Here is a 16,379-nt window from a genome sequence, read left to right on the forward strand (position 1 = left end):
CAACGATGCCAAGTGCATCGTTTTTTATGGTCTTTTACCACTGTTTACTTTTACCATTAGTTGATAGATAAGACAGACTGTACTTCAAGTTTATCGAGGGCTGGCTGGTTGATTTGTAGTTGCTGGATGCGAATACCTTGTTGTTGGAACTGACTAAATATATTGGTGATTACGCTGGCCTGCGGGTGACTAAAAGCAACTTGGATAGTATTGCCATTCTCGACCACTTGCGCATTGACAATACCTGATTGGCTAAGTATTTGTTTGATAGCATCGGCTTGACTGACTTGTTGGGTTTGGTTGGGATTGATGTTGCCTGCTTGACTGCGTAGCCAAAATACATCTGCCATGGTGTCATCGTATTTTTTTTGTGCTTGGTTGGCTTTGCTATGCAGCGTCCAACCACCGACACCCACCACGAAAAAAAGCAAGAACATTGCCAATATCAGCAGCGCAATCTGATCACGACGTGATAAATTTTGAAAGGCATGACCCAGAGGCGTGGTTAGTTTTTGCAGGGATTGGCTCAGTGAGGCGTGCGGTTTCATAAATTCATCTCAGTCGTAGGTTTAGTCTGCCAATTCAATATCTATCATGGCAAGGGCACTGCCAGCAGAAGTTGGCGCCACTGCACTGGAAACCGCACTGGCAGTATTGGAAGACATTGCAGCGGGTATCGCGGCATCCACAGACCCTAGCTTGGCTTTTATCCCTTTGTTTACCATGTCATTGACGGCTTTGTTTAATGAATCGGCGCTTGATGATAAAAGCTGCAGTTGTAAGTGATTATTTTGAAAATTAAGCTGCTTGGCGGTCAGTTGGTACTGCTGCAATACAGGCTGTATTGACGATAATGTCTCAAGTACGCTTGGCGTGGCTGATTGCTGGGTGGTTAATTTGCCAGATAACTGTCGCTGCAGCGTAAGTTTGCTACTAAGCGGCTCATTGGGGAACCACTGGGCATATTGCTGAGCTAGCAAAGTTGCGGCTTGTTTTTGCGCTTGGTTGTAATAATACCAACGAAGTGCATCGACCACAAAGGCTGTCAGCAGGGCACAAACCGTGATTAGGGCGATGACTTTGGCATAAGGCGCAAGCGTCGTTTTACCTTTGATTGTCGCAAAGTTAAAAAAATGTCTGACCGGGTCTTTGATTGGGGTAGACAACAACTCAGATGATGCAATGGATAAATTAGGCATACTAGTTAATTGCTGGGCAACGGTTTCATCGTGAGAACCCGTTAAATATAGCGTTTCTAGCATGGGTAATTTGGTGAGTACCAGCGGTAAAAAACTAACTGCCATGCCGTGATAAGTATGCAGTTTTAATAGCTGGGTATCTGCATCTTGGTAGTAGACCGCGCTTGTAGTAGGCGTAGCCCTCGTCTCTGCATTCCTCATGTTTGTGCTCGTATTTATGCTAGTATCAACTCTAGTATCTATTCTGGTATCTATGGTCGGCAGCAATAAAAAATCTGGCAGTAAAGCGACTAGCTCAATACCCGCCAACGAGGCAGCATTGATCCATGAATGAATATCGGCAGCATGAAGCCCAAATAACGCGGGGAATTCGCTGTTGGTTGAGGTTGGCTGGATTTTGACTTGTAAATCTTCTACCGACCCAATGCTGATATCTTCAAATAAATAGCGCCTGCCGGTGTCGCCCAAAGTGTTGAGCTGGCTTGCTGAGAGGGTAGGCTGGATTGTTAATAAACTGACACTAGGAAAATAGAGACAGGCTTGCAGCTTGGCTGATTGGGTGGTTTGCAGATTGGCAAGGGTCGCAAGCGTTTGCCAATCGTCAGCCGTTTGCCAAGTCTGGGTGGTTTGTTGCCATAAACGTAAGGCAGCATGCTGAGTTGGCAACCAAATATGAATCACAGAAGTGTCCTACACAAAATTGACAAATTAAATCACCTAACAGGTGGGAACAAAGCGTTTTATCTCAGCGGCAAGACTCGGTGCCAATATACCCATATCATACACACGCGCTTCAGCCAGCGCAAAACTCTCTAGTGGTTCATCAGTGAGAATATGGGCGATTTTGGCAATGATATTCATATGACAAACCACCACCATGCAGTCGCCAACCAATTCGCCTAACGCATCCACAGCGATGTCTGCATCGTTATCAGGGGTGATGCCCTCATACGTGGTCACAGGCACATGGGGAAAAAATTGCTGGATTTGCGCAAGGGTTTGCTGGGCGCGGTTGTAAGGACTGACGATAAAATGATCGGGCTCAAAGTTTTCGGCAAGCCACTTTGCAGTCTGTGAAGCTTGGGCTTGACCCAGTGCTGATAAATTTCTTTCATGGTCTGGCAGGGTATACGCGCCTGCATCGCCATGACGAACTAAAATTAATTGCATATATTTACCTAAAAATATTTAAAGTTATGTTTGTCAGTTATGCGTTGGCTGCACTTGATGCGGCATGACAAATTCCACATCACTTCTAAATCCTGCTTCCATTAAGTTTAACGCAACCCCAAGCGGCGCTTTGTCTTCATAGATAATATCGTGCAAGGCATGAGTAATCGGCATATAAATACCCTCTTTCATGGCTTTTTCATTCACCTGCTGGATAGTATTAATGCCTTCCGCGGTTTGCCCCAGTTTTTTGATGGCTTGGTCAAGGCTCATGCCACGCCCTAGCATATTACCAATCTGGTAGTTACGGCTTAAGGTCGATGAGCAAGTTGCATACAAATCACCCACGCCCGACAACCCCAAAAAGGTCAGCGGATTAGCCCCGGCTTGGACGCCAAATCGGCTCATCTCAGCCAATGCGCGGGTTAAAATCATGGCTTTGGTGTTTTCTCCGATGTCATAGGCAGCCGCCATGCCCATGGCGATGGCATAAATATTTTTGAGCGCACCGCCAAGCTCCACGCCAATTAAATCATCACTGGCAAACACGCGAAAAAACGCACTGTGCAGTGCTGTCTGCACGGCAAGCCGTAGCGCTGCAGATTGGCTGGCAATCACGGTGGCAGACGGCATATTATTCATGATTTCTTTGGCGAGATTGGGACCGCTCATCACGCCAAAAGCCACATTGGGTAATTCATCCGCGATTACATCACTCATTAGCGCAAAGGTATCTTTTTCCATACCTTTGGTTAAAGACACGATGGCTTGAGCGCTAATAAAAGGCGCAATTTTTTGTAAGGTTTCGCGAAACGCTGAGCTCGGCACTGCCACAAAAATCAAATCTTTGCCTTTGACGGCTGCTTGCAAATCATGGGTAAATTGCAGGCGCTCATCTAGCTTATGGTCCGGCAAATATTTTTTGTTGATATGGGTTTTTTGCATCGCTTTGACGCTGCGCTTATCGCGTACCCAAAGCGTGACGTCGCAGCCATTTTTGGACGATAAATTTGCCATTGCCGTACCAAAACTACCACCGCCCAACACGGCAATTTTGAGGGGCGCAGGCTCGTTGGCGAGCTGATTGCCTAAGTCTGTCTCTAATACCGCTGGGGTGTCAGGTTTAGACTTTTTAACCGCTTTTTCAATGACGTCGGCAAACAGCTTGCTGGCTTTTTCACGATTGACATTCAGCTTTTCTAAATTTTCACTTAGATTGGTTGCTAACTGGGGTTTTTTCATTGAAAATCCTTGAATCCACTTGTCCTGCAAATACTGACAACAGGGCACCCTTTACATGAGCAAAATATAAAAAAGGCTAGTTTAGCCGTTAGTTTGTGCCATTATCATAAACAATAAATGGTGTGACGTCTATCTTAGAACGCGGCGGGATGGTCGACACGGCTGTGCCAACATAGACAAAAGCAATGACTTGGTTATCAGCGGTTACATTAAACAGTTGTTTGATTGCAGGCGCATTGGCAAGTGGACCGGTGCGCCATACGGTGGCAAACCCTTGTGCCGACAAGGCAAGCAGGAGATTTTGCACCGTACAACTACTTGCCGCTACTTGTTCCCAATGGGGGACTTTATCATGAGGTTTAAAATCGGTCACACACGCGATAATCATCGGCGCACGCAGCGGCATATTTTCGGCTTTGGTGAGGGTTTTCTCGTCGGTTTCACCTTGTGCTATCGCCGCATTTTTTAACGCCGTGCCTAAGGTGTTGAGCGCTTGGTTTTCAAGTACGATAAAACGGTACGGGTTTAAATCCTTGTGATCGGGGGCGGATAGCGCCACTTCAATCGCTTGTTCGACTTGCTCGCGATTGGGGGCAGGGGCGACAAGATTGCCGATTGAACGGCGCGATTTGATAAAGTCTAAAATTTCTGAATTTGTCATTGTTATTCCTTAAAGAGGTTATTGATTAGCGTTGCCATATTATCCGCTGAAGCTGATTGCAGTTGTGTTAAACCGTCAATCACCCCTTGCTGATTATCCAAAGTTTTATTTTGGCTAAGTTTAAATTTGGCTTCAAAATTATGAACGGTCAATTTAACCCCCACAATCGCGCGGCACATGGCATTGATATAATCACTTGGCGCATCACTTAAAGACCAAGGCTCATGACTGGGGTTAGTTTGTTTAAGCTCATGTTCAAAAAAATCCGTCATCGTCGCGACAATCTGCTTGATTTGAGTTGCGTCTGTGATTAGCTGCGGTGTCACCGAAAAAATTACCGATTGATAATTCCACGTCGGCACTTCTTTATGGGTCATCGCCTTGGTAGGATACCAATTTGGGCTGATATAATGACCTTGGTTGGTGAAAACAACTTTCCAGTTTTTAGCGTCAGTTTTTACAATTGGATTTACTTTTGCCACATGACCCATCAAATAGCCAAGCGGATTTTGTTCATCTACTTGCCAAAGTAACGGAACAGGGCAGATTTCAATCGAATCGCCGTTTAATGCCATTATATTTGCTAATGGCGACCCAGCAATAAAATCTTTAACTGCTTCAAAATCGGTTTGGGAAAAATCTTTGGGAATATACATCGTTAAAGCCACTCACCTGCATAACAATTAAGGCTTTGGATTATTTAAATGGTCATATCTTCTTTTTTTATCTCGTCCAAACGATGCTCCGCTTTGAGATATTCTTCTGATTGCATTTCTAACAGCCGTGAGCGCGTGCGCTCAATTTCAAACGCCAATTTTTGCCCATCATACAGTTGTAAAATCGGCTGTTCTGCGCGTACCAAAAGCTTGACGCGGCGATCATAAAACTCATCGACGAGGTAAATAAAGCGCCTTGTCGGGTCAGCGATAATATCGTTGAGTATGGGCACATCATCCACCAGCACCGTGCTAAACTCGTTGGCGATTTCAATAAAGTCGCTGGCTGAGCGCGGCTGCATACATAACGCCCGAAAATCAATGTACAAGGTGTTTTCGGTGCGACCTTTGATGGCGATATCACGACCATTGATATGAATGGGGTCTTGGATAATGTGTTGATTGTTGCTTAACGCGGTAAAGCGGTTGGCAAGCCAGTGGATGTTTTCTTTGGTCAATGGCGACACGTAAAGTTCGGCTTGCTGCAATACGCGCAGACGGTAGTCGATGCCACTGTCAATGTTCATAACCGTACAGTTTTTTTCAACTTCGGCAATGGCAGGTAAAAAACGGTCACGGTGAATACCATTTTTATACAAGCCATTTGGTGCGATATTTGATGTGGCAACCAAGGTGATGCCTTTTTTAAATAGCATGGTAAACAAATCACCCAAAATCATCGCATCGGAGACATTGGAGACAAAAAATTCATCAAAACAAATCACATCCGCTTCATTATGGATGATATCGGCGACTTTTTGTAGCGGGTCTTGTTGACCTTGTAGCTTGTTGAGCTCGGCGTGTACCCGTTTCATAAAGTGATGAAAGTGTTGGCGCATTTTGTTGTCGGCGGGCACTGACTCAAAAAACATATCCATCATCCAAGTCTTACCACGACCCACGCCGCCCCACATATACAGCCCTTTGGGCGGCTCAGTACGTCTTAAAAAGCTAAATAGCCCACGTTGTTTGGCGCGGTTGTCCATGATTTGTTCATAGACATTGTCCAAATAAGTCATCGCAGCGCGCTGCTGTGCATCTTCGCTAAAGTCACCAGATTTTAGCGCAAGCTCATAGCGTTGTAGGGGTCGTAAATTTGAGTTGGGCATGTTATCTCTCAGCGTAAATTAAAAAGTTGTCAAAATTCCATTTCAACGTGCTTTGACGTAGGGGTATTAAATAAATAGATGCGATTAAATAGACGGCATTAAGGTGCCAAATAGCTCATGATGTCAAATACACCAAAAATCCGAATCAAAAACACAAATCAGGAACTAGGATAAAATAAAAACTGCGTTATTTGCTACTTAACGCTTCAAGCAGCTGTTTTAATTCCCCTAATTTACCATGAAAAAAGTGCCCTGTATCGTCAATGATGTGCGTTTGAATACCAAAGTTTTCCCCAAATTGTTGTAGCGAGCTTGGCGCAATCACTTCATCATTCGCGCCATAAATCATAAAGGTTTGTGCGGTGGGCAATAGCAAATCTGAGGTGTCGTTTTTTTCAATAGAAGGGGCAATCAAGGCCAAATCAGTGAGGTCAAAATCATCGACTCCCAAAAATGCGCCTTGTTCATTGACAAGCTGGGCAAGCTTAGCGGCGATAAATCCACCGAACGAAAATCCGCCAATCCATAGCTTGCGCGCCTCGGTTTGGCTATGAATCCATTGCAGCACGGTTAACGCGTCTTCGATTTCACCTGTCACATTGCCATACTCGCCCGTTGACTGACCCACGCCGCGAAAATTAAAGCGTACCACATGCATGTTTTGGTCGCGGGCAAAACGATACATGGTGGTCACCACTTTATTCATCATCGTGCCTTCTTGCAATGGGTTTGGGTGACAAAGAATGGCAACACGCTCAACCGACGCGGCGTTTGGGTTGGCAACGCCCGTTGAGTCAGCTTGCCAAAGCGCGTCAACTTCAAGCTTACCGCAAGGGGCATCTATTAATTGCGAATGGGTTAATTGTGAATGGGCAGGTGAGCGCATAATCATCCTAATCTAAGCAAAAAACTTTAAAAAAACCACCCATCATGCTAACCAATTTCACCCAAAATAGCTAGTTTGAAAATCAACAAACTAGCCAATTGTTGCGCGGATTTTATGATTTGTAAGACCACTTGCGATGGCTCACTTTTTACCACACACTAATACAAGTCATCAACCAAATTCTATTATTGAAATGGTGAATTTGCCTGTATTGTTGATAATTGATGAGAAACTTAACACCGCTATTGAAAAGGGACAGCCTGCAGATCATGAAATCATCTCTCAAACCGTCTTTATTAAACATCACCCCATTAAAAATTACAACTATCGCGCTATTAGCAGCAGTGAGCTTATCTGCTTGTCAAAGCACACCCACTAATTTACCCGTGCTACAGCGCGCGAACAACACCCTAGAAACCACTGGGTTAGGCAAAAGCAAAAATATCGCCAAATTAAACGCGTTACATATCGCAACCGAGCAGTGCCGCGGAAAATCGCCCATCGTGTTGACCGATAGCTACCAGTATAATGGCGTATTGGATGAAAACATGGGACGCGCGGCTGACCAAGCCATAGGTATGATTGGCAGTGTGTTTGGTAGCAAAAAAACCCTTGCCCGCGATGATGATTACGAATATACCATGACGTTTAGATGCCCCTAATTGTCAAAGTCAAATCATCTATCAATAAAAAAAGGTTAGGAGTGTTCCTAACCTTTATTGTTTTGGTATCACTGACGATTTAACAAATGCTGATTGAGCTGTGCAATCACCGCTTTATCCCCTAACTGATTGATACTGTCACGAATTTTTGGAATGGGCTCGGCAGCAATCGGCTGACTATCAAATAGCTTTAACAACCGCAGTTGTAATGCTGGCTCACCTTGCTCAATGACAATATCTACGAGGGTAGGCACATCAAAGGGCAAATCCGAAGTTGACTGTGCCATTGCCACCGCATGATAAGCGCCATGTGGGTCTTGGTCGGTTATGATACGGGTATTTACCGCTCTGTAAGCTTTTTCTGAGGTACCGCCTAAGACATTGATTTTGTGTAAACAGTTAAGCGCAGAATTGTTTTGTAATTGTGCAATCGCAATGATGTCTTCAGCCTGCTCCTGCAAATAGGCGCGTTTTTGTGCCAGTGCTTCTAATTGCTGCTCAGTGAGTGGCTCATCGCTTTCGGCTTTTTTTAAATTGGCATTAAATTGAATTTCTGACATGGCTATCCCCTTATTTATATGGTTATTAGATAAGGGTTTTTTTTATAAAATCAAATCCACCGGTTAAACGAGCGCATTTTAATGACAATCAAGCTATTTAATCATAATCCAATTATAATGAATCAAAATAACAAAAGGGCGTGCTATGTTAGTGTTAACAGTCAATGCTGACCACATCAGTGTAAGGTTGCAAGATAACCTATGGGACATTGGGCTTACGCTAAAAGTAATTGCAGAGACATTGCACGCATTGCCACCCACTGAATTGGCATGGGAAACGGCGATTATGCGCATAGAAGATGCTATTTCACCGCTAAAACCCAGCTTGCCCAAAGATGAATTATTAAAGGTGATAGGGGCAGAGGATTTACGCTTACTCGCGTTTGAGCAAGATAACAATGGCGACTATATTCGCGCTGAGATGCTAGAAAAAGCTTTTGCAGTGCTAGCGGGCTATCGCTCACTGCGAGATTTGCCAGCTATGCCCAATGACCTAGCGTTTTATGCCAAGGTATTGCTACTACGAGAATGGGTGCACCATTTGGATTTTGATAAGCTTTATTTGGGTTAATTGTCATCAATAAAACAATCGCCAATAAAAAACGTCAATAAAAAAATCGCCAGTACACAACCAGCGATTTTTTTAAAAAGGTAAGTTAAGGCTATGTTGAACGCTTACTAACCGGTATTTCTTAAGCCTTGGGCAATACCATTGATAGTTAAATGAACCAAGTTAAGCACTGCGGTATAAGACGCTTCATTGTCGCTAGTCGCTTCAGTGGTGGTTTCAGTGGTAGACCTTTCATCAGCAGTCGCTTCGCGAAGTTGTTTTAGTAATGCCACTTGCAACCAGTTCAACGCATTCAAATACGGCAAGCGTAGCGCAAGTGAGCGTGCCAATGTACGGTTGTCATCCAGTAGCGTCTCTTTATTGGTGAGTGTCAACAAGGCTTTAAGGCTGCGATGATATTCTGCAGTAATAAGTGCAAAAATAGCGTTGGCTTCAGTGGTATTGTTGGCAAGCTCAACATAGGCTTGGGCGATTTCGATATCGGTTTTCGCCATCACCTGTGCCATATTTGATAACATGGCTTGCATAAAGGCGCTGTGTTGGGCGTTGTGTTGCAGTTTTGCTAAGTTTTCTGGGTTATCTGCAATCAGTTTTTCGACTGCGGTGCCAAAGCCATACCACGCTGGCAGCATCAAGCGATTTTGCATCCAAGAAAATACCCAAGGAATCGCGCGCAAATCTTGAATACGTGCCAAAGACTTGCGGCTAGCAGGACGTGAGCCAATATTTAAACTGGCAATTTCTTTGACCAAACTTGTCTGCAAGAAATAGTCAATAAAATACGGCTGAGTGATAAGCGCGCGATAGCAATTAAAGGCTTCATGCGATAATTGATTCATTAGGTCGCTATCAGGGCTTTCGCTATGGCTTGGCAATAGGCTCGCTTTTAGCGTTGCAGCAATCAGCGTCTCAAGGTTGCGTTCCGCGTTGCCCGCATCGGCATATTTTGCGGTAATAACTTCCCCTTGCTCGGTAATACGGATTTGACCATCCACTGAGCCTTCTGGTTGTGCCAAAATCGCTTCAAATGACGGACCACCACCACGACCCACGCTACCGCCACGACCGTGGAATAGACGCAGTTGAATGGCATATTTTTCTGCCATTTCGACCAGCTGAATTTCAGCTTGGTATAGCGACCATTGACTGGTGACATAACCACCATCTTTGTTACTGTCTGAATAACCGAGCATAATCTCTTGTAGATTGTCACGACTGGCTAGCACCGATTTGTACCAAGGTTTATCCAATAACTCACTCATGATGCGGGTACTGTTTTGCAGCGCTTCAATGGTTTCAAACAAAGGTACGATGTTGATACGGCTCATGGGTACGCCATCTTTGACCAATAATAGCCCTGATTCTTTCAATAACAATGCCAATGCCAACAAATCACTCACTTGTTCCGCATTGGAGATAATGCTTTGGGTAATCGCTTTGTCACCAAAGCGATTTTTGATATCGGCTGCGGCTTGAAAAATCTCTAGCTCACGCTGGGTTTGTGGCTCATAAGTGATATAGGGGTTGTATAAAGGGCGCGCAGTTGCCAATTCACGCAGAAGCACACGTTGACGTGCGGATTCAGACAAAGAAAGATAATCTTCTAAATCGGCATGTTTGAACAAATCATGGACCGTTTCGGCATGAATCCCTGAAAACTGGCGCAAGTCCAATGGCATCAAATAAAAACCAAATACTTCCACGGCGCGGATGATATCGGTGAGTCGTTCGTTAGCCAGTAACTCACTGCCATTGTCGACCAATGACTGATAAACGACATACAAATCATCTAAAAACTCGTCACAATCAGCGTAGGGCTCACTAAGCCCAAAGCGACAACCGTAACACAAATCAAACGTATGCGAGGTAGCGACTAAACGTGACGAGATAAACCCGATGGCGCGGCGATAAGGCTCTTCTTCTCTGGAGATATTATCTTCTTTGGATTGCTCGGACAATGCCAGCACCGCATCACTCACTTTGACATGGCGGATAGACAGCGGCAACTCTTGGTATAGCTTGCCCAGTTGGTCACGATAAAAGTAAAACACCGTTGCCGCTTGGCGTTTGAACGCATAGCGAAGGGTATCGGCTGACACGAATGGATTGCCGTCACGGTCGCCACCAATCCAACCACCGATATTAAGTAAGTTTGGCATGTCAGTATCGGGGAAACGCTCTTTTAACTGATAATCTAATTTGCGATACAAACTTGGCAGGGCTTCAAAAAAACTTAAATCAAAATAGGCAATGCCATTGTCGATTTCATCTTTGACAGTAATTTTAAAATGGCGGGTTTCATTGGTTTGCCACTGCGACAATAACGTGGCTTCTAGTTGCTGCTCAATACGATGACGTTGGTAGCCAATCGCGGTGTGGTATTGCTCAAGTAAGGCACGGATTTGACGGCGCAGTGATAAAATAGTTTGACGCTGCACCTCGGTCGGATGCGCGGTCAATACCGCGCTGATAAAGGTATCATCAAGCTGTGCTTGCAACTCATCGCTGTCAATCCCTTGGGCTTTTAATTCATCAATCACATGGGCAAAACTACTTTTTGACGCAGATTCGTCTTGTTCGTGGGCAAGGCGGCGGCGCTCATGGTGCATGTCTTCGGCGATGTTAAACACTTGCGCAAATAAGCCACAAGCCCGAATGAGATTCTTGCGCTGTTGATGGTTGAGCGTTGGCAAAATGGCTTGAATAGTCTGCTGGGGGTCTTCGCCATTTAACAGTTTATTAATGGTTTGTTTGACCGGTTCTGAGGTTTGCTGCTCAACGACTGTTATCAGTACGCGGCTAAGTAACTGGGTGTCCGCTAGCAAAGGAGAGTCTTTATCATTGTCGATAAGCTCAACAAGTGCCGTATTTGACGGATGCGAGTTTAACGCGTCTAGGCCTAAAACGTGAGGTGGTGAAAGGCTTTTTTCATTTTCAGCTGGGCTGGCGTTGGTCTGGCTCATGACTTTTCCCTTATTTGCTTTAGTCTAAAAAGTGTAACAGGACAATTATGTTAGCACAAACTATTATCACCATAAGAAATACTCATCGTTAAAAATTCGAAATATAAACAGCGTTAAAATTATTTTGGCAAGGCTTGACGTTAGCGAGTCTATTTGCTATATTCAAAACGATACAAAACGTATCATTTGAATTTATGAAGTGGATTCAAGGAATGAATTCAAGCAATGAAATGTTTTGCCAAACTCTAAAAACCAAACCTACAAGCGACTTTCACCATCCGTTAAGATTCTAGCTAAGGACAGCCAATGAATTTCTCTGACTTATACAACCAATCCATCAATGATAAACAAGCCTTCTGGGGCGAGCAAGCCAAACGAATCTATTGGCATCAACAACCTACCCAAATTCTAGACGATAGTAAGCTGCCCTTTGCCAAATGGTTTGTCGGTGGGGAAACCAATTTGTGTTACAACATGGTCGATCGCCATCTTGAAAACCGGGCAGAGCAAGATGCTTTTGTATGGGTCTCTACCGAAATCAATGCTGAAATGATTGATAATTACCCCAATATTCAGAAAGCTTTTAAGGCACTGGGCAACCCTGTTGAACTGTATACCGACTATGCCAAACGCCGTTTAACTTACAACGATTTATACAAAGAAGTAAACTATTTTGCCGATGTGCTAAAACGTCATGGCATCGATAAAGGCGACCGTGTTGTCATCTATATGCCGATGATTTTGGAAGCGGCGTATGCCATGCTCGCTTGTGTGCGTATCGGGGCGATTCACTCGGTGGTATTTGGCGGATTTGCCTCGCATAATCTCGCTGTACGCATGGATGATGCCGAAGCCAAAATGGTGATTACAGTCGATGCAGGGCTGCGCGGCGGCAAGCTCATTAATTATAAAAACTTGGTCAATAAAGCGGTCGAAGAAGCCAAAGTCAAAACCCGTGTGCTGGTGATTGACCGTGGCATTATGCCATATACAGCTGAGCCACAAGACATCGACTATGCCACCGAGCGGGCGATAAGTGCCGACAACAATGCCAAAGTCGATTGTGTTTGGCTAGAGTCCAATGCGCCATCGTATCTATTATATACCTCGGGCACGACAGGCACACCCAAAGGCGTACAGCGTGATACAGGCGGTCATGCGGTAGCCCTTGCCACTGCGATGGATTTTGTCTATAACGGTAAGGCTGGAGAGACGTTTTGGGCGATTTCGGATATCGGTTGGGCAGTGGGTCACTCGTTTAGCATCTATGCCCCGTTACTGACAGGCATGACCAGTATCATATATGAAGGCTTGCCAACCACGCCAAACCCGGGGATTTGGTGGCGAATTGTCGAAGCCAATAAAGTCAATATTTTGTTAACCGCACCGACAGGCGTGCGGATGCTACGTAAACAAGACGAAATGTGGATGAGCCGTCACGATATCTCAAGCCTAAAATCATTCTTCTTGGCAGGTGAGCCACTCGATGAGCCAACTGCCCAGTGGCTAACAGGTCACATGGGCGTGCCAATCATTGACCACTATTGGCAAACTGAGTCGGGCTGGCCCATCCTAAGCCATGCCCCAAAATTTGCAGGCAATCCCGACCACAAACCACACAAACAAGGCACACCCGGCTATCCGATGTTTGGATTTGACGCCAAAGTCATCAATGAAACCACAGGCGAACCCTGCCAAGCCAATGAAAAAGGCATGCTGGTGTTAACCGCACCTTTACCACCCGGGTGTTTGGCCACTGTTTGGCGAAATGACGAGCGTTTTATCAATGGCTATTTTTCATTATTTGATGGCAAACAATACGCAACATCAGACTATGCGGTAATGGATGAATACGGCTACTACTATATTTTAGGGCGAACCGATGATGTCATCAATGTGGCAGGTCACCGTTTGGGTACCAAGGAAATCGAGGAGACCATCGGTCATCACCCCGAAGTCGCCGAATCAGCGGTTGTTGGCATCCATGACGAGCTTAAAGGTGAACTACCCATTGCCTTTTGTATTCTAAAAAATCATGACTTAGTAGCAGAAACCGAAAACCGTTTCCGCATTGAGCAGCAAATCGTGGGTGAAGTCGCAAGACAGTTGGGCGCCCTTGCTAAACCTGCGGCTATTTATTTTCCCAAAGCTTTACCCAAAACCCGTTCAGGCAAAATCTTACGCCGCTCTATCAAGGCACTGGCGGAAGGCAAAGAAACAGGCGACATGAGTACCCTTGATGACCCAACCGCGATTGAGGCGGTCAGACAAGCGATGGCGGATTATTAATGGCAATCAATAAGTTGTCAGTTAATAAATGGTTAGTGCTTAAAAATCAGGGGTGATGATGGTCATGGAGAATTACGCCTTACTGGCTTTTAGGCACGCGCCCACGCCGATAGTGGTATTAAGCTATCGGTGTATCAAAGCACTCAACGATGCCTTTGCCAATTTGTTCGGTTATGCGCACGATGAGCTACTCAATCAATCGATGCAAAAATTGTTTCCCAGTGTCGAAGATTTTGAAAAAATTGGCAAAGAAGCATTAACAGGTTTGGGATTACAGGCCAATAGGCATTACTGCGATGAGCGCTTTATGCGTCACAAAACAGGTAAGATATTTTGGGCAACCACCCACGGACGCACCTTAACCCCAGATGACCCCTTCAAACTGGCGATTTGGCATTTTGAAAAAAAACCGCAAGTATTGTCCGAATCCCAGCTCACCGCACGTGAAGCCCAAATCGCGCAGTATGTGGTCAATGGCTATACCTGTAAAGAGATTGGTAAGTTACTTGGTTTATCCCCCAGAACCATTGAAGTGCATAAAGCCAACTTAATGAAAAAACTGGGTGCTCGCAGCAAAGGTGAGCTAGTCTCAAAAATTATTGTCATTAACCCTATGGCAACCGCCCAGCAAAACCACTCTAGCAAAACTACTCCAGAAAAAATACTTAAGTAATTAAGTATTATTGACACTACCCCCCAACTCATTCACACTGTTTTGCAACGCGTTTAACGCTATCTAACGCTATACACCCAACACGGTAAAAACAAGGATTGTTACGATGACTACCCAAACTGTAAAACAACTCATCAACGGCGAATTTGTCGAATCAACCACTAGTGAGTGGATTGACCTGAGCAACCCAGCTACCCAACAAGTGATTGCCAAAGTACCCCAAACTACCCCCGATGAAATCAACCAAGCCGTCGCGGCGGCTGCAGAAGCGTTCAAAACTTGGCGCAAAACCCCAATCAACACCCGCTCGCGCATCTTCTTAAAATACCAACAACTGATTCGTGACAACATGGACGAGCTTGCCGCCATGCTCACCGAAGAACAAGGCAAAACCCTAGCCGATGCCAAAGGCGATGTGTTCCGTGGTCTTGAAGTCGTCGAACACGCCTCAGGCATTGGCAACCTGCAACAAGGCGCATTTATCGAAAACGTGGCAACTGGCGTGGATATGTATAATATTCAGCAACCACTTGGCGTGTGTGCGGGTATCACCCCGTTTAACTTCCCCGCCATGATTCCACTTTGGATGTTCCCAATGGCAATCGCCACCGGTAACACCTTCGTATTAAAACCATCAGAACAAAACCCGATGGTCACCATGCGCTTGGTAGAGCTGGCGCTCGAAGCGGGAATCCCAAAAGGCGTACTCAATGTGGTGCATGGCGGCAAAGACACCGTTGATGCCATTTGTGACCACCCAGATATCAAAGCCATCTCATTTGTGGGTTCTACTGCCGTCGGCACACACGTCTATAACCGAGCCAGTCAAGCAGGTAAACGCGTGCAATGTATGATGGGGGCTAAAAACCACGCAGTAATCCTACCCGATGCCAATAAAGAACAATGCCTAAACCAACTAGCCGGTGCAGCATTTGGTGCCGCAGGTCAGCGCTGTATGGCATTGTCGGTAGTTATTTTGGTCGGGGAAGCCAAAAACTGGGTGGGTGACATCGTGGAGCGTGCCAAAAAATTGGTGGTGGCAGCCGGTAAAGATGACAAAGACTTAGGACCTGTTATTTCAAAAGCGGCCAAAGCGCGTGTTGAGCGCTTAATCCAAGCAGGCGCGGATGAAGGCGCACAAGTCCTGCTCGATGGTCGTGGTATCAAGGTGGAAGGCTTTGAAAACGGTAACTTTGTCGGACCGACTATTTTAGATAACGTCACCACTGACATGACTTGCTACAAAGAAGAAATCTTTGGACCAGTGCTTGACATCATGTACGCCGATAGCCTAGATGAGGCCATTGCCATCATCAATGCCAATCCAAATGGTAATGGCACGGCTATCTTTACCCAATCAGGTGCGGCAGCGCATAAATTCCAACAAGATATTGATGTGGGTCAAGTCGGTATTAATTTACCCATTCCTGTGCCACTACCGATGTTTTCATTCACCGGTTCTCGCGCCAGTAAACTGGGTGACTTAGGACCGTATGGCAAACAAGCTGTACAGTTTTATACCCAAACCAAAACCGTCACCGCCCGTTGGTTTGATGATGAAGCCAGTAAAGGGGTGAACACTACCATTTCATTAAAATAAATAGACGCTAACAATTAATATTTCGTGATTAAGACTCATTGAATTGGGCTATCAGGTTAAAAACGTTATAGCCAATAT

At 45.2% G+C, this 16,379-nt stretch carries 15 protein-coding genes; 5 read left to right on the top strand and 10 right to left on the bottom strand.

Translation table 11 applies throughout. From position 1 onward, the window contains the following. Positions 1-56 precede the first annotated feature (56 nt). The 8 genes from gspM to RTP55_RS00420 all read right to left on the bottom strand — a co-directional run bounded on the left by gspM (position 57) and on the right by RTP55_RS00420 (position 6,983). The gene (gspM, locus tag RTP55_RS00385; RefSeq protein WP_312383351.1) at positions 57-548 is read right to left on the bottom strand and encodes a type II secretion system protein GspM; all 492 of its coding nucleotides are present in this window, start codon (positions 546-548) and stop codon (positions 57-59) included. A 21-nt stretch (positions 549-569) separates the two neighbouring features. Continuing rightward, positions 570-1,880 (bottom strand): type II secretion system protein GspL, encoded by a 1,311-nt coding sequence (gene gspL / locus RTP55_RS00390; RefSeq protein ID WP_312383353.1) that lies wholly within the window; start codon positions 1,878-1,880, stop codon positions 570-572. A gap of 36 nt (positions 1,881-1,916) precedes the next feature. Then, positions 1,917-2,369: a phosphohistidine phosphatase SixA gene (gene sixA, locus RTP55_RS00395; RefSeq protein ID WP_203171763.1), complete on the bottom strand. Its 453-nt coding sequence runs from the start codon at positions 2,367-2,369 to the stop codon at positions 1,917-1,919. Positions 2,370-2,402: 33 nt separating this feature from the next. After that, complete coding sequence (locus RTP55_RS00400; protein WP_312383355.1) at positions 2,403-3,611, bottom strand: NAD(P)H-dependent glycerol-3-phosphate dehydrogenase; 1,209 nt, start codon at positions 3,609-3,611, stop codon at positions 2,403-2,405. 88 nt (positions 3,612-3,699) lie between these two features. After that, entirely contained in the window at positions 3,700-4,272 is a 573-nt protein-coding gene (locus tag RTP55_RS00405; protein WP_312383357.1) for a nitroreductase family protein, read from the bottom strand. A gap of 2 nt (positions 4,273-4,274) precedes the next feature. After that, on the bottom strand, positions 4,275-4,928 hold the full coding sequence (locus RTP55_RS00410) for an FMN-binding negative transcriptional regulator (protein WP_312383359.1): 654 nt from the start codon (positions 4,926-4,928) through the stop codon (positions 4,275-4,277). A 44-nt stretch (positions 4,929-4,972) separates the two neighbouring features. After that, positions 4,973-6,097 (bottom strand): cell division protein ZapE, encoded by a 1,125-nt coding sequence (gene zapE, locus RTP55_RS00415; RefSeq protein WP_203171767.1) that lies wholly within the window; start codon positions 6,095-6,097, stop codon positions 4,973-4,975. Between the two features lie 187 nt (positions 6,098-6,284). Continuing rightward, positions 6,285-6,983 (bottom strand): alpha/beta hydrolase, encoded by a 699-nt coding sequence (locus tag RTP55_RS00420; protein ID WP_203171768.1) that lies wholly within the window; start codon positions 6,981-6,983, stop codon positions 6,285-6,287. A gap of 269 nt (positions 6,984-7,252) precedes the next feature. Here RTP55_RS00420 and RTP55_RS00425 point away from each other — a divergent pair, with 269 nt between their 5' ends. After that, positions 7,253-7,645, top strand: coding sequence for a hypothetical protein (locus RTP55_RS00425; protein ID WP_099833839.1), 393 nt, complete (start codon positions 7,253-7,255; stop codon positions 7,643-7,645). Between the two features lie 68 nt (positions 7,646-7,713). Here the strand turns inward: RTP55_RS00425 and RTP55_RS00430 are convergent, their stop codons facing one another. Next, positions 7,714-8,205 (bottom strand): hypothetical protein, encoded by a 492-nt coding sequence (locus RTP55_RS00430; protein ID WP_312383363.1) that lies wholly within the window; start codon positions 8,203-8,205, stop codon positions 7,714-7,716. Positions 8,206-8,350: 145 nt separating this feature from the next. Between RTP55_RS00430 and RTP55_RS00435 the strand changes: the two genes are divergently transcribed. Next, positions 8,351-8,776 (top strand): hypothetical protein, encoded by a 426-nt coding sequence (locus RTP55_RS00435; protein WP_312383364.1) that lies wholly within the window; start codon positions 8,351-8,353, stop codon positions 8,774-8,776. 107 nt (positions 8,777-8,883) lie between these two features. Here the strand turns inward: RTP55_RS00435 and ppc are convergent, their stop codons facing one another. Continuing rightward, a complete protein-coding gene (gene ppc / locus RTP55_RS00440) occupies positions 8,884-11,739 on the bottom strand; it encodes a phosphoenolpyruvate carboxylase (RefSeq protein WP_312383366.1) in 2,856 nt (951 codons plus the stop codon). 306 nt (positions 11,740-12,045) lie between these two features. On the opposite strand from ppc, the gene RTP55_RS00445 reads away from it, so the two are divergent. The 3 genes from RTP55_RS00445 to RTP55_RS00455 all read left to right on the top strand — a co-directional run bounded on the left by RTP55_RS00445 (position 12,046) and on the right by RTP55_RS00455 (position 16,301). Beyond that, positions 12,046-14,028, top strand: coding sequence for a propionate--CoA ligase (locus RTP55_RS00445; protein WP_312383368.1), 1,983 nt, complete (start codon positions 12,046-12,048; stop codon positions 14,026-14,028). A gap of 64 nt (positions 14,029-14,092) precedes the next feature. Next, positions 14,093-14,701, top strand: coding sequence for a LuxR C-terminal-related transcriptional regulator (locus tag RTP55_RS00450; protein ID WP_312383370.1), 609 nt, complete (start codon positions 14,093-14,095; stop codon positions 14,699-14,701). 106 nt (positions 14,702-14,807) lie between these two features. Further along, positions 14,808-16,301, top strand: a complete 1,494-nt coding sequence (locus RTP55_RS00455) for a CoA-acylating methylmalonate-semialdehyde dehydrogenase (RefSeq protein WP_203171773.1) — start codon at positions 14,808-14,810, stop codon at positions 16,299-16,301. Positions 16,302-16,379 lie beyond the last annotated feature (78 nt).

This window comes from Moraxella sp. CTOTU47579, from assembly GCF_032004885.1.
In the GTDB taxonomy this organism is placed as follows: Bacteria; Pseudomonadota; Gammaproteobacteria; order Pseudomonadales; family Moraxellaceae; genus Faucicola; species Faucicola tetraodonis.

What these genes read in the sequence shown, in the direction of transcription:
- gspM (WP_312383351.1), bottom strand. Translation starts at nt 548, where the DNA reads ATGAAACCGCACGCCTCACTGAGCCAATCCCTGCAAAAACTAACCACG.
- sixA (WP_203171763.1), bottom strand. Translation starts at nt 2,369, where the DNA reads ATGCAATTAATTTTAGTTCGTCATGGCGATGCAGGCGCGTATACCCTG.
- RTP55_RS00400 (WP_312383355.1), bottom strand. Translation starts at nt 3,611, where the DNA reads ATGAAAAAACCCCAGTTAGCAACCAATCTAAGTGAAAATTTAGAAAAG.
- RTP55_RS00405 (WP_312383357.1), bottom strand. Translation starts at nt 4,272, where the DNA reads ATGACAAATTCAGAAATTTTAGACTTTATCAAATCGCGCCGTTCAATC.
- RTP55_RS00410 (WP_312383359.1), bottom strand. Translation starts at nt 4,928, where the DNA reads ATGTATATTCCCAAAGATTTTTCCCAAACCGATTTTGAAGCAGTTAAA.
- zapE (WP_203171767.1), bottom strand. Translation starts at nt 6,097, where the DNA reads ATGCCCAACTCAAATTTACGACCCCTACAACGCTATGAGCTTGCGCTA.
- RTP55_RS00420 (WP_203171768.1), bottom strand. Translation starts at nt 6,983, where the DNA reads ATGCGCTCACCTGCCCATTCACAATTAACCCATTCGCAATTAATAGAT.
- RTP55_RS00425 (WP_099833839.1), top strand. Translation starts at nt 7,253, where the DNA reads ATGAAATCATCTCTCAAACCGTCTTTATTAAACATCACCCCATTAAAA.
- RTP55_RS00430 (WP_312383363.1), bottom strand. Translation starts at nt 8,205, where the DNA reads ATGTCAGAAATTCAATTTAATGCCAATTTAAAAAAAGCCGAAAGCGAT.
- RTP55_RS00435 (WP_312383364.1), top strand. Translation starts at nt 8,351, where the DNA reads ATGTTAGTGTTAACAGTCAATGCTGACCACATCAGTGTAAGGTTGCAA.
- ppc (WP_312383366.1), bottom strand. Translation starts at nt 11,739, where the DNA reads ATGAGCCAGACCAACGCCAGCCCAGCTGAAAATGAAAAAAGCCTTTCA.
- RTP55_RS00445 (WP_312383368.1), top strand. Translation starts at nt 12,046, where the DNA reads ATGAATTTCTCTGACTTATACAACCAATCCATCAATGATAAACAAGCC.
- RTP55_RS00450 (WP_312383370.1), top strand. Translation starts at nt 14,093, where the DNA reads ATGGAGAATTACGCCTTACTGGCTTTTAGGCACGCGCCCACGCCGATA.
- RTP55_RS00455 (WP_203171773.1), top strand. Translation starts at nt 14,808, where the DNA reads ATGACTACCCAAACTGTAAAACAACTCATCAACGGCGAATTTGTCGAA.